The 14,774-nt window shown below is 45.6% G+C and carries 8 protein-coding genes; all 8 read right to left on the bottom strand.

All coding sequences use genetic code 11. From position 1 onward, the window contains the following. Nucleotides 1-648, bottom strand: a complete 648-nt coding sequence (gene rplC / locus ACYUCY_RS16245; protein ID WP_460227572.1) for a 50S ribosomal protein L3 — start codon at nt 646-648, stop codon at nt 1-3. A gap of 127 nt (nt 649-775) precedes the next feature. After that, nucleotides 776-1,087, bottom strand: a complete 312-nt coding sequence (gene rpsJ, locus ACYUCY_RS16240) for a 30S ribosomal protein S10 (protein WP_460227571.1) — start codon at nt 1,085-1,087, stop codon at nt 776-778. A gap of 342 nt (nt 1,088-1,429) precedes the next feature. Beyond that, nucleotides 1,430-2,623: an elongation factor Tu gene (gene tuf / locus ACYUCY_RS16235; protein ID WP_460227559.1), complete on the bottom strand. Its 1,194-nt coding sequence runs from the start codon at nt 2,621-2,623 to the stop codon at nt 1,430-1,432. A gap of 57 nt (nt 2,624-2,680) precedes the next feature. Next, the gene (fusA, locus tag ACYUCY_RS16230) at nt 2,681-4,789 is read right to left on the bottom strand and encodes an elongation factor G (RefSeq protein ID WP_460227570.1); all 2,109 of its coding nucleotides are present in this window, start codon (nt 4,787-4,789) and stop codon (nt 2,681-2,683) included. 245 nt (nt 4,790-5,034) lie between these two features. Then, a complete protein-coding gene (rpsG, locus tag ACYUCY_RS16225; protein WP_460227569.1) occupies nt 5,035-5,505 on the bottom strand; it encodes a 30S ribosomal protein S7 in 471 nt (156 codons plus the stop codon). 163 nt (nt 5,506-5,668) lie between these two features. Further along, a complete protein-coding gene (gene rpsL, locus ACYUCY_RS16220; protein ID WP_460227568.1) occupies nt 5,669-6,040 on the bottom strand; it encodes a 30S ribosomal protein S12 in 372 nt (123 codons plus the stop codon). A gap of 241 nt (nt 6,041-6,281) precedes the next feature. Further along, entirely contained in the window at nt 6,282-10,505 is a 4,224-nt protein-coding gene (gene rpoC, locus ACYUCY_RS16215; protein ID WP_460227567.1) for a DNA-directed RNA polymerase subunit beta', read from the bottom strand. Between the two features lie 140 nt (nt 10,506-10,645). After that, a complete protein-coding gene (rpoB, locus tag ACYUCY_RS16210; RefSeq protein ID WP_460227566.1) occupies nt 10,646-14,731 on the bottom strand; it encodes a DNA-directed RNA polymerase subunit beta in 4,086 nt (1,361 codons plus the stop codon). Between the last annotated feature and the right edge of the window lie 43 nt (nt 14,732-14,774).

The following is a 14,774-nucleotide window of genomic DNA, read 5'->3' as shown; positions in this document are numbered from 1 at the left end:
CTAGGCTTTATTGCGCATTTTAACGGCTGGACGAACAATAACGTCACCACCAGGAGCACCTGGAACCGCGCCTTTAACCAGCAACAAATTTCTCTCAACATCAACACGTACAACTTCCAAACTCTGCGTTGTCACTTGTCGCGCGCCCATATGGCCCGCCATTTTCTTACCGCGAAACACTCGACCTGGAGTTTGGTTTTGTCCGATAGAACCCGGTGCGCGATGCGACAAAGAGTTACCGTGAGTCGCGTCTTGCATACTGAAGTTCCAACGTTTGATCACACCCGCAAAACCCTTACCTTTGGATTGGCCAGTGACATCAACAAGCTGACCAGCTTCAAAAGCTTCAACGGTTAGCTGATCACCTACTGCGAATGTTTCTTTTTGATCATCGTTGCGCAATTCCCAACTGCTAGCACCTGCCTCAGTATTTGCTTTCGCAAAATGTCCTGCTGCGGGCTTTACAACTCGAGATGCTCGGCGCGAACCGATAGTGACCTGAACAGCGTTATAACCGTCAGTTTCGGAATTTTTGACCTGGGTGACGCGATTGGGAGAAACCTCAATCACAGTAACAGGAGTGGAGACACCGTCGTCTGTAAATACGCGGGTCATGCCGCTTTTACGACCGACTATACCAATCGTCATTTTTATATAACCTCATAGTGTACGGGGCTGTCACCCGCTATGGCCGCCCATTTCAGAGCGTTACACAAATCCCAAATTTGATGTGCAAACTGGGAACTCAACTCGACTTACCGTTCGTGCAGTCGAACTACCCTAAACTAATCTGTACTTCCACACCGGCTGCAAGATCGAGCTTCATAAGCGCATCTACAGTCTTCTCAGTGGGCTCAACAATATCCATCATTCGCTTGTGAGTGCGAATCTCATACTGATCTCGTGCATCTTTATTTACATGCGGAGAAATCAATACAGTAAAACGTTCTTTACGAGTAGGTAACGGGATCGGTCCGCGAATCTGCGCACCTGTACGCTTTGCCGTTTCAACGATTTCCTCAGTAGACGCATCTATGAGTTTATGATCGAAGGCTTTTAGCCGAATCCGGATTCGTTGACTTGGCACTAGCTCAGTACTCCACTCTAATAACTGTTAATAATCACTAATTCTGCTCTTTCACCGGGAGGGCCGGTCGAAAGGAGGCGAGATTTTATAGAGGCACCCTATAGGTGTCAAGCGCCCTATGTACTTTATTTATCAGTATCTTGCCTGAATCTAGCGAGGGGAATCACCAGAACAAGGTACTTGCAGCTGCGAGGCTAAGCCATGAGCTCTCCGACTTAGCTTTATCTGGTCGACTTAGCTTTACTTAGCAAACCAGGTCGCCAGCTTAGTCATCAAACCTAACTACCAAATAAGGGAGCCTTAGCTCCCTTATTTGGTCGTTCTTTTATGAGTAAGTGGGTTTTACTCAATAATTTTAGATACCACGCCCGCACCAACAGTGCGTCCGCCTTCACGAATCGCGAAGCGTAAGCCTTCTTCCATCGCGATCGGAGCGATCAAGGTGACTGTCATTGGGACGTTATCACCTGGCATTACCATCTCGGTACCTTCAGGTAATTCACATGCGCCGGTTACATCCGTGGTTCGGAAGTAAAACTGTGGACGGTAGCCTTTAAAGAATGGTGTATGGCGACCACCTTCGTCTTTTGATAAGACGTAGATTTCCGCTTCAAACTTGGTATGTGGGCTGATTGAGCCAGGTGCACACAATACTTGGCCACGCTCAACGTCTTCTCGCTTAGTACCACGTAAAAGAACACCAACGTTCTCACCCGCACGACCTTCGTCGAGTAACTTGCGGAACATTTCAACACCGGTACAGGTGGTTTTGGTGCTGTCTTTAATACCGACGATTTCAATTTCATCACCGACATTCACAATACCGCGCTCGATACGACCGGTTACCACTGTTCCTCGCCCTGAGATTGAGAACACATCTTCAATCGGCATCAAGAACTGCTTGTCTGTTGCGCGCACTGGCTCAGGAATGTATTCGTCTAGCTTCTCAACCAAGGTCTTAACCGCAGTTGTACCCATGCCGTTGTCGTCTTTGCCTTCGAGAGCCATTAATGCAGAACCGGTAACGATGGGTGTGTCGTCACCTGGGAATTCGTATTTGTCGAGCAACTCTCGTACTTCCATCTCAACTAATTCTAATAATTCTGCGTCATCAACCATGTCTGCTTTGTTCAGGAACACAACGATGTAAGGAACACCAACCTGACGTGACAACAGGATGTGCTCACGGGTTTGAGGCATTGGGCCATCAGCCGCTGAACACACGAGGATTGCGCCATCCATCTGGGCCGCACCGGTAATCATGTTTTTCACATAATCAGCATGGCCTGGGCAGTCGACGTGCGCGTAGTGGCGAGTCGGTGAATCGTATTCAACGTGAGAGGTCGCAATGGTGATACCACGCTCTTTCTCTTCCGGTGCGTTATCGATACCGTCAAAGGCTACGGCTGAGCCGCCCCAGACTTCCGCACACACGCGCGTTAAGGCTGCTGTTAACGTTGTCTTACCATGGTCAACGTGTCCTATCGTGCCCACATTTACATGCGGCTTGTTACGTTCAAATTTCTCTTTTGCCACTGCCCTATTCCTCTATATGCCTTTAAATAAAAAAGATTCAAATAAAAATTATTACCACTAACCTCTACCGTTTTTGGCCATGATCTCTTCTGCAACATTACTTGGCGCTTCACCGTACTTACCAAACTCCATGGTAAAGGTTGCGCGACCTTGAGTTGCTGATCTTACATCAGTTGCGTAGCCAAACATTTCACCCAACGGCACTTCAGCAGTAACAATTTTCCCTGATGCACTGTCTTCCATACCCTGAATTAAACCGCGACGTCGATTCAAATCGCCAACCACATCGCCCATATTTTCTTCTGGAGTCACAACCTCAACAGACATTACGGGTTCCAATAAAACCGCACCACCTTCTTGAGCGAGTCTCTTAGTGGCCATGCTACCAGCGATTTTAAAAGCCATTTCCGATGAGTCAACATCATGGAATGAGCCGTCGTATAAGGTTGCCTTCAAACCTAACAATGGATAGCCAGCAAGAACACCATTTTGCATTTGCTCTTCAATGCCTTTTTGCACCGCTGGAATATATTCTTTTGGCACTACACCACCAACAATTTCATTGACGAACTCTAAACCTTCCGCCGATGCGTCTTCAGCAGGCTCGAACTTAATCCAAACATGGCCATACTGACCACGACCGCCGGACTGACGCACGAACTTACCTTCGATATTACAGGTGTTTCGGATCGCTTCACGATAAGCCACTTGGGGCTTACCGATATTGGCTTCAACGGCGAACTCTCGACGCATGCGATCAACGAGAACATCAAGGTGCAATTCACCCATACCGGAAATAATTGTTTGGCCAGTCTCTTCGTCAGTTTTAACTCTGAAAGAAGGATCTTCTTGGGCCAACTTACCCAAAGCGACACCCATTTTTTCTTGGTCCGCTTTAGTTTTTGGTTCAACTGCCACGGAAATAACTGGCTCAGGAAACTCCATTCTTTCCAAAGTGATAATTGCATCGTGAGAGCACAAGGTGTCGCCGGTCGTGACGTCTTTTAATCCGATTCCAGCGGCAATATCACCCGCCAATACTTCTTTAATTTCTTGGCGATCGTTCGAGTGCATCTGCACCATACGACCAACGCGCTCTTTCTTGCTTTTTACCGGGTTATAAACGGAATCACCCGATTGCAAAGTGCCGGAATAAACTCGGAAGAACGTTAGCGTTCCAACAAATGGATCTGTCGCAATCTTAAACGCAAGCGCAGAGAAAGGGGCCTTATCATCTGCAGGTCGAGCTTCAACCGTTTCACCATCTTCCAAGATACCTTCAATAGGCTTAACTTCAGTTGGAGAAGGTAAATACTCGACGACGGCGTCCAGCATTGCCTGGACACCTTTATTTTTAAATGCGGATCCACCCAAGACTGGAACAATCTCGTTCGCAATAGTACGTTTGCGAATCGCGGCTTTAATTTCCGCTTCAGAAAGCTCACTACCTTCGAGATATTTTTCCATGAGCTCGTCATTTGCTTCAGCAGCAGACTCAACTAAAAACTCACGCATCTCCGCACACTGAGCTTGCAAGTCATCCGGAATTTCACCGTACTCGAAGGTCATACCTTGGTCAGCTTCATTCCATAGAATTGCCTTCATTTTTATTAAATCGACAACGCCCTTAAACTCTTCCTCTGAACCAATTGCCATTTGCAAAGGAACAGCCGTTGCGCCCAATCGGGTTTTAAGCTGGCCAACAACTTTCATGAAATCGGCACCGGCACGATCCATCTTGTTGACGAAAACCATGCGCGGCACTTCGTATTTATTTGCCTGACGCCAAACTGTTTCGGTTTGCGGCTGAACACCAGAGGATCCACACAACACCACAACGGCGCCATCTAGAACACGTAAAGAGCGCTCAACTTCAATCGTGAAATCAACGTGGCCAGGAGTATCAATAATATTGACGCGATGCTCTTCAAACTGAGCATCCATTCCACGCCAAAAACAAGTTGTCGCCGCAGAAGTAATGGTGATACCACGCTCTTGTTCTTGCTCCATCCAGTCCATCGTCGCGGCACCATCGTGCACTTCACCGATCTTATGGGACAAACCAGTATAGAAAAGCACGCGCTCAGTAGTCGTGGTTTTACCCGCATCTACGTGTGCGCAAATACCAATGTTTCTATAGCGTGCGAGTGGAGTCTTGCGTGCCACTACTACGATCTCCGATGATTTGTAAAATTTGTTTGAACAATACTTTAAACGACTTCCAACGCTGATTGAAAACCTTAAGAATTCACGTTTTCAAAATCTGCCGCAAATATTTATTAGCGCAGACAGAACTAAGAGCGCGCTTTAATCTAAGAAGCTAATTCAGTCGATCGAAAAATTATTGTAAACAGCGCTATATGTTAAAAAGGCAGCGAAAACGCTGCCTTTAAAAAACGAACGAACTCGTTTTAGAATCGATAATGCGAGAACATCTTATTAGCTTCAGCCATGCGATGTACGTCTTCACGTTTTTTCACCGCACCACCTTTACCCTGAGCCGCATCAATCAACTCACCCGCCAATCGTGCAGGCATCGATTTCTCACCACGCCCTCGTGAATATTCAACTAACCAGCGCATACCGAGCGCTTGTCGACGTGCAGGTCGAACCTCAACTGGCACCTGATAGGTAGCACCACCAACACGGCGAGACTTAACCTCGACAATAGGTGCTACGTTTTCTAAGGCTTCATCAAATACTTCTAAGGGATCTTTATTGAGCTTGCTTTCAACTTGCTCAAGTGCTCCATAAACAATTTTCTCAGCGACAGATTTTTTACCGCTAACCATTACCATGTTCATGAATTTTGCGAGAGTGACATTACCAAATTTTGGATCAGGCAATATTTCTCGTTTGGCGACAACGCGTCTTCTTGGCATATCTCTTTCCTTTTCAGGGGGACCTAAGATTCAAATTAACTTCAAAACCACTGCACCCAACATCAGTGCAAAGTAGAAGCGCTTTGAACTTAGCCTTACTGTTAAAACTTACCCGCGGACGCGGGCAAGTGGGGCTATTAAAACTCTATTAAAAATTTTGTTCTTACTTAGGACGCTTAGTACCGTATTTAGAACGAGCTTGTTTACGATCACTCACTCCAGATGTATCTAAGCTACCGCGCACAGTGTGATACCGAACACCTGGCAAATCTTTAACACGACCGCCACGAATCAAAACAACACTATGCTCTTGCAGATTATGGCCTTCACCACCGATGTATGAAGTAACCTCATAACCATTGGTCAAACGAACACGACAGACTTTACGTAATGCTGAGTTTGGCTTCTTAGGCGTGGTTGTGTACACACGGGTACAAACACCACGTCTCTGGGGACAGGCCTGCAGCGCAGGAACGTCACTTTTTTGGACTTTGCGCTTACGCGGCTTACGCACCAATTGGTTAATTGTTGCCATTCACTCTTCTCCGAAGGCTGTATTAATATTCACTTTTCAGTAGCGCTTTGACTCACCTGTCACAAACTGTTGTCACAAACAAATACCATCGCGCATTTAACAATGCACCAAAAACAAGGACATTATTGAATTCACTAAGCCAGCTGGCAGATTTATCCAACTGACGAAAATAGGGACGCGCATTGTAATGAGGGCTCGAGCCCGCGTCAAGCAAAGCCCGAACCCTCATTTTGCGAAAAATCTAGCTTGCGCTAGATTTCAAAGCTTCCGTCAAGGCCGCTTCGACCTCTTCTGCACTCACACCTTCATTAACATTGATGTTCGCTTCGCGCTTGCGCTTGCGCTCGGCGTGATAAGTCAGACCGGTACCAGCAGGAATCAAACGTCCAACGACTACGTTCTCTTTCAATCCGCGCAGACCATCGACTTTTCCGGTCACTGCCGCTTCCGTTAGGACGCGAGTCGTTTCTTGGAAAGAAGCCGCCGAAATGAATGACTCCGTCGCGAGCGATGCCTTGGTAATGCCTAGCAAGAGACGCTCGAAACGCGCAGGCTGCTTATCTTCGGTTCGTAAATTTTCATTCTCTTCCAAAGCGCGAGAGAATTCGACTTGCTCACCTTTAACGAAGACAGATTCACCCATGCCAGTGATTTCAACTTTCCGCAACATTTGACGCAGAATGGTTTCAATGTGCTTATCATTGATCTTCACACCCTGCAGGCGGTAAACGTCTTGAATCTCGTTGCCGATATAGCGAGCCAAGGCTTCAACACCTTGTAAACGCAAGATATCGTGAGGATTACTCGGTCCATCAGAAACAACTTCACCTTTAACAACCTGCTCACCCTCAAACACGGTTAACTGGCGATGCTTAGGAATCAAGACTTCATAATGATCCGAACCATCCGGTAAAGGCTGACCATCATTCGGTGTAATCACCAAACGACGCTTACCTTTAGTTTCCTTACCGAAAGATACGGTACCAGTAATTTCTGCCAAGATTGAAGGCTCTTTAGGTTTACGCGCTTCAAACAGATCAGCAACCCGAGGCAAACCACCGGTAATATCACGAGTTTTTGAACTCTCTTGAGGAATACGTGCGATAACATCACCAATGCCAATTTCATCGCCATCGTTCAACATTAAAATTGCATTCGGTGGCATCAGGTAATGTGCGGGCACATTGGTATTTGCCAAATAAAGCTCGTTACCTTTCTCATCAACCAAGGTAATAGTTGGCTTCAAATCTTTACCCGCTGCAGGACGCTCAGCAGGATCAAGAACATCGATAGAGGAAAGACCCGTTAGCTCATCCGTTTGGCGGCGCACTGACAAACCTTCTTCAACACCAGAGAAAGCAACCTTACCTGCCACTTCAGTAACGATTGGGTGAGTATGTGGATCCCATTTCGCCACAACTGTACCGCCAGCAACTGTCGCCCCATCGTCTGCACTAATCACAGCACCGTATGGAATTTTATAGCGCTCGCGTTCACGACCCGATGCATCCGCAACGGCGATCTCACCAGAACGAGATACCGCCACTAGTTCGCCATCGGCGCGTCGAACCAATTTAACGTTATGGAAACGGATACTACCTTCTTGTTTAACCTGAACACTATCAACCGCAGAAGCTCTACTCGCAGCACCACCGATGTGGAAGGTACGCATGGTTAACTGAGTACCCGGCTCACCGATTGATTGTGCCGCGATAACACCGACAGCTTCACCAACATTTACTCGGTGACCACGAGCCAAGTCGCGACCATAACACTGTGAACAAATACCATAGCGGGTTTCACAGGAAATCGGCGAACGAACCATCACTTCGTCAATACTCATGCTTTCAATACGATCCACCCAAGCTTCATCGATCATAGTGCCAGCAGGCACTAGAATTTCATCAGTACCTGGGCGCAAAACATCGCGGGCAACAATTCGACCAAGAATACGATCACCCAAAGTTTCGATGATGTCACCACCTTCGATAACCGGCGCCATTGTTAGGCCTTCATCAGTGCCACAATCGTCCATGGTAACAACGAGATCTTGCGCAACGTCCACCAAACGACGAGTTAGGTAACCCGAGTTCGCTGTTTTCAATGCGGTATCCGCCAAACCTTTTCGAGCACCGTGAGTAGAAATAAAGTATTCGTTTACGTTCAAACCTTCACGGAAGTTTGCTGTAATGGGCGTTTCAATAATCGATCCATCTGGACGCGCCATCAAACCACGCATACCGGCAAGCTGACGAATCTGTGCTGGTGAACCACGAGCACCGGAATCAGCATACATAAATACCGAGTTGAACGATGCTTGCTTCTCTTCTTTGCCGTCGCGATTCACAACAGTTTCGCTACTAATGCCTTCCATCATCGACTTAGCAACAAGATCGTTAGCACGAGACCAAATATCAATTACCTTGTTATATTTTTCACCTTGAGTCACGAGACCGGAAGAGAACTGGCTTTCGATTTCTAATACTTCATCTTCAGCTTGTTCAATAATCGCGGCTTTTTCTTCAGGAATAATAAAATCATTAACGCCGATAGATGAACCGGATTTAGTAGAGAACTCATAACCGGTGTACATCAACTTATCAGCGAAAATAACAGTGTGCTTTAACCCAACAATTCGATAACAGGTATTAATAACTGTTGAAATTGCTTTTTTAACCATAGGGCGGTTAACAAGCTCAAAAGGCAAACCTCTAGGAACGATATCCCACAAAAGGATTCGTCCAACAGTCGAATCAACAAGACTTGTTGTCGCAACTTCTTCACCATCAGCACGCAAAGCATATTCAGTAACCCTTACTTTTACGCGCGCTTGGAGATGAACAATCTTGCCGTGATACGCGCGAGATACTTCAGCGACATCAGCAAACACCATGCCTTCGCCTTGAGCATTAACACGTTCACGAGTCATCCAATACAAGCCCAAGACCACGTCCTGGGATGGCACGATGATAGGCTCGCCACTCGCTGGCGATAAAATGTTGTTAGTCGACATCATCAGTGCACGTGCTTCTAACTGTGCTTCGATCGTTAATGGAACGTGAACCGCCATCTGATCACCATCGAAGTCGGCGTTGTAAGCCGCACACACGAGAGGATGTAGCTGAATCGCTTTACCTTCAATCAATACCGGCTCGAATGCCTGAATACCTAATCTATGCAGAGTTGGTGCGCGGTTTAATAACACCGGATGCTCGCGAATAACTTCGTCAAGAATATCCCAAACCACCGGCTCTTGGCGCTCAACCATTTTCTTGGCTGCTTTAATCGTCGTTGCTAAACCACGTAACTCGAGCTTACTAAAAATAAACGGCTTGAATAATTCCAACGCCATTTTTTTAGGTAAACCACATTGGTGCAAACGCAAAGTAGGACCAACAACAATTACCGAACGACCTGAATAATCAACGCGCTTACCTAACAAGTTCTGACGGAAACGACCTTGCTTACCTTTAATCATGTCAGCAAGTGATTTCAGTGGACGCTTGTTGGAACCGGTAATCGCGCGACCTCGTCGACCATTATCAAGTAAGGCATCGACAGATTCTTGCAGCATACGTTTTTCGTTGCGAACAATAATATCTGGCGCATTAAGGTCTAATAAACGCTTGAGACGATTGTTTCTGTTAATGACGCGACGATATAAATCATTCAAATCAGAGGTTGCAAACCGCCCTCCATCTAGAGGTACTAGCGGACGCAAATCTGGCGGCAATACCGGCAACACTTCCATCACCATCCACTCAGGCTTGTTTCCTGAATTATGGAAAGCTTCAAGTAACTTTAAACGCTTCGAAAGCTTTTTGATTTTTGTTTCAGAATTTGTCGCAGGGATTTCTTCACGCAGACGAGTAATTTCATTTTCAATATGAATGTCGCTCATCAAATCTTGAATTGCTTCTGCACCCATTTTCGCAGAAAACTCATCACCAAATTCTTCCATCGCTTGGAAGTATTGCTCATCGGTCAGCAACTGGCTTTTTTCTAGGGTCGTCATTCCCGGATCGGTAACAACATAAGATTCAAAATAAAGCACGCGCTCAATGCTACGCAAAGTCATATCAAGCAACAAACCAATTCGACTCGGCAGTGATTTTAAAAACCAGATATGAGCAACTGGGCTCGCAAGTTCGATATGCCCCATGCGATCGCGGCGAACTTTAGATAGCGTTACTTCAACGCCACATTTTTCACAAATAATACCGCGATGCTTCATGCGCTTATATTTACCGCACAAACATTCGTAATCCTTTACGGGACCAAAAATTTTCGCGCAGAACAAACCCTCGCGCTCAGGCTTAAAGGTTCGATAATTAATGGTCTCTGGTTTTTTAACTTCACCAAAGGACCAAGAGCGAACCATTTCTGGCGATGCCAAAGCGATTCGAATTGAATCAAACTCTTCAACTTGCCCTTGGGTTTTTAATAAATTCAGTAAGTCTTTCAAGGCCTTTCCTCCAGTGGATGCTTGCCGCCTTTTACAGCACAGCCCATTTGAGAACTTTCAATAAGGTGCTTCACTGCAACACAGTAAAGCACCCACATAACGATCATTTTAGTAATTACTTTTCGTGTAATTAGCCAAACTTATTTATCTTGTTCTAATTCCATATTGATACCGAGTGAGCGAATCTCTTTCACTAATACGTTGAAAGATTCCGGCATTCCCGGCTCCATACGGTGGTCGCCATCCACAATGTTTTTATACATTTTGGTTCGACCTGCAACGTCATCGGATTTGACGGTAAGCATTTCTTGTAAGGTATAAGCAGCACCATATGCTTCAAGTGCCCAGACCTCCATCTCTCCGAAACGCTGGCCACCAAACTGTGCTTTACCACCGAGAGGTTGTTGCGTAACAAGACTATAAGAACCCGTAGAACGCGCATGCATTTTGTCATCAACCAAGTGGTTGAGTTTAAGCATGTACATGTAGCCAACGGTAACGGGTCTTTCAAATTGATCACCGGTACGGCCATCAAAAAGGTAAGTCTGCCCGGTATCTGATAAATCAGCCAAGCGTAAAAGCGCTTTGATTTCAGTTTCTTTAGCGCCATCGAAAACAGGGGTAGCCATTGGCACGCCGCCACACAAATTTTTCGCTAACTCTAAAATTTCTTCATCATTTAAACCTTTTAAATCTTCCTTATCTTTGGTATCGCCGGTTTTGTTATAAATCTCTTCCAAGAAATCACGAATCTCTGCGATTTTTCTCTGCTCTTGAATCATCGCATTGATTTTAACGCCCAAACCTTTCGCCGCCATACCTAAGTGGGTTTCAAGGATTTGACCGACGTTCATTCGCGAAGGTACACCGAGTGGATTTAAAACGATATCAACAGGCTCGCCATTTTTATCATGAGGCATATCTTCAACCGGCATGATTACGGAGATTACACCTTTGTTTCCGTGTCGCCCCGCCATCTTATCGCCAGGCTGAATACGGCGCTTAATAGCGACGTAGACTTTTACGATCTTTAATACGCCAGGAGGAAGATCATCACCAGTAGTTAGCTTTTTCTTTTTGTCATCGAATTTCTCATCGAGAATTCTACGACGCTCAACTAACTGCTCAGACGCTCTATCCAATTGCTCATTCAGTGAATCGTCAGCCATACGTAATTTAAACCAGCTATCGCCGTCTAAACCTGCAAGGTCTTCTTCACTTAAAACTGCACCTTTCTTAAAGCCAGCACCACTATTAACTTTTTGGCCAACCAAAGTAGCGCGTAGACGTTCGAAGGTTGCCGTTTCAACAATACGATACTCTTCGTTAAGATCTTTGCGAACTTCATCCAGCTGAGCTTTTTCGATATCTAAAGAACGTTGATCTTTCTCTAAACCATCGCGAGTAAATACTTGAACGTCGATAACGGTACCTTTGGTAGCCGTTGGCACACGCAACGAAGTATCTTTTACATCAGATGCTTTTTCGCCAAAGATTGCACGTAGCAGTTTTTCTTCTGGTGTAAGCTGCGTTTCACCTTTAGGGGTTACCTTACCGACCAAAATATCACTTGGTCCCACTTCGGCGCCGATGTAAACCACGCCAGATTCATCTAGCTTAGATAAAGCACCCTCACCAACATTGGGAATATCAGCAGTAATTTCTTCGCTGCCTAATTTTGTATCACGTGCAATACAGGTTAATTCTTGAATGTGAATGGTAGTGAAACGATCTTCTTGAACCACACGCTCTGAAACTAAAATCGAATCTTCGAAGTTGTAACCATTCCAAGGCATAAATGCGATTCGCATATTCTGCCCAAGCGCCAATTCACCCATATCAACTGAAGGCCCGTCGGCAAGAATATCGCCGCGAGTAATGCGATCGCCTTTGCGAACAATTGATCGCTGATTAATACAGGTATTTTGGTTTGAACGTGTGTACTTGATGAGGTTATAAATATCAACGCCCGCATCACCGGTTGCAACTTCGTCATTGTTAACACGAACGACGATTCGACCCGCATCAACACTTTCAATCACACCGCCATTTTTAGCGACTACACAAACACCCGAATCCGCCGCAACAATACGCTCCATACCAGTTCCAACAACTGGCTTGTCAGCCTTTAACGTTGGCACAGCTTGACGTTGCATGTTCGATCCCATCAAAGCACGGTTAGCATCATCGTGCTCCAAGAATGGAATCAAGGAAGCAGCTACCGAAACCACCTGACGCGGAGAAACATCCATATATTGAACATCTTCCGGTGACTTCAAGGTAAATTCATTTTGATGACGCACTGAAACCAATTCTTCAGTTAACTTGCCATTTTTATCAAGTTCAGCTGAGGCCTGCGCAATTACGTAGTCCGCTTCGTTAATTGCGGAAAGGTAATCGATTTGATCGGTTACTTTACAATTTTCGATGCGTCGATAAGGGCTTTCTAGAAAACCGTAATCATTTGTTCGCGCATAAGTTGCCAAAGAATTGATCAAACCAATATTTGGCCCTTCAGGAGTTTCAATTGGGCAAACTCGGCCGTAATGGGTTGGATGCACATCGCGTACTTCAAAACCAGCACGCTCTCGTGTCAAACCACCAGGTCCTAAAGCAGAAACACGACGCTTGTGAGTAACTTCAGATAATGGATTATTTTGATCCATAAACTGAGACAACTGACTGGAGCCAAAAAACTCTTTAACAGCTGCAGCAACCGGTTTTGCGTTAATTAAATCTTGTGGCATCAAACCTTCAGATTCAGCCATCGACAAGCGCTCTTTTACAGCACGCTCAACTCGCACCAAACCAACACGGAAGGCGTTCTCAGCCATTTCTCCGACAGAGCGAACACGTCTATTACCAAGGTGATCGATATCATCAACAACACCGTTACCGTTGCGAATTTCTACTAAGGTCTTCAGAACCAGCACGATATCTTCACGGGACAAAGTACCTTCGCCTTCTTCCCCTTCAATGCCCAAGCGACGATTGAACTTCATGCGACCAACCGCTGACAAATCGTAGCGGACCGAAGAGAAGAATAAATTTTGGAAAAGCGCTTCTGCTGACTCTTTAGTTGGCGGCTCACCAGGTCGCATCATGCGGTAGATTTCCACCAAGGCTTCCAGCTCAGTTCTGGTTGGATCAGCACGCAAAGTATCGGAGATGAATGCACCGTGATCTAACTCATTGGTGTAGAGCGTTTCGAATTTTTCAATTTTGGCTTCAAGTAATTTCGCAATAACTTCTTCAGTAATTTCCGTATTACATTCAAACAATACTTCGCCTGAATCCGTATCAATAATATTCTTGGCCAATGCACGACCCAACAAATACTCATTAGATACTTCTAACTGAGTCATGTTGGCTTTTTCCATTTGAGAAACATGCCGTGCAGTGATGCGGCGTCCTTCTTCAACAATCACTTTGCCTTTTTTATCTTTAATATCAAAAGAAGCAACTTCACCGCGCAAACGCACTGGCTCTAAATCCAGAACGAAGGTGCCGTCTTTCTTAATGTGGCAAGCACTCGACTGGAAAAACATATCGAGAATTTCTTCAGCCTCGTATCCTAAAGCACGAAGCAAAATTGTTGCCGGCAATTTACGTCGTCGATCGATTCGTACAAATACAAGATCTTTTGGATCGAATTCGAAATCCAACCATGAACCACGGTAAGGAATTACACGTGCAGAATAAAGTAACTTACCTGATGAATGGGTCTTACCTTTATCGTGATCAAAGAATACACCGGGGGATCGATGCAACTGAGATACGATGACTCGCTCGGTTCCGTTAATAACGAAGGTTCCGTTGTCAGTCATCAATGGGATTTCGCCCATATAAACTTCTTGTTCTTTGATATCTTTAATCGCTTTATTTGACGATTCTTTATCGTAGATAATCAAACGAACTTTTACGCGTAAAGGCACCGCATAAGTGGCCCCGCGTAAGGTACATTCTTGGACATCAAATGCCGGCTTACCCATCACATAGCTAACGTATTCCAGCGCAGCGTTACCTGAGTAACTGACAATTGGAAAAACCGACTTAAAAGCGGCTTGCAAACCAATGTCGATCCGATTATCGGTCTCGAGTTTGGATTGCGTAAATTTTTGGTAGGAATCTAACTGAATCGCCAGCAGGTAAGGAACGTCCATGACGCCTTTCCACTTACCAAAATCCTTGCGGACACGTTTTTTCTCAGTATATGAGTAAGCCATTCGTATTCCCCAGCTTGTTCACGGAGTAGATAGAAACAAAAGT

Source organism: Aurantivibrio infirmus (genome assembly GCF_054767315.1).
Note: the sequence above shows the minus strand (reverse complement) of the source record. Positions and strands in the feature narration are given on the sequence as shown.

Excerpts from the sequence above, each read along its gene's own strand:
- rplC (WP_460227572.1), bottom strand. The coding sequence starts at position 648 with ATGACGATTGGTATAGTCGGTCGTAAAAGCGGCATGACCCGCGTATTT.
- rpsG (WP_460227569.1), bottom strand. The coding sequence starts at position 5,505 with ATGCCAAGAAGACGCGTTGTCGCCAAACGAGAAATATTGCCTGATCCA.
- rpsL (WP_460227568.1), bottom strand. The coding sequence starts at position 6,040 with ATGGCAACAATTAACCAATTGGTGCGTAAGCCGCGTAAGCGCAAAGTC.
- rpoB (WP_460227566.1), bottom strand. The coding sequence starts at position 14,731 with ATGGCTTACTCATATACTGAGAAAAAACGTGTCCGCAAGGATTTTGGT.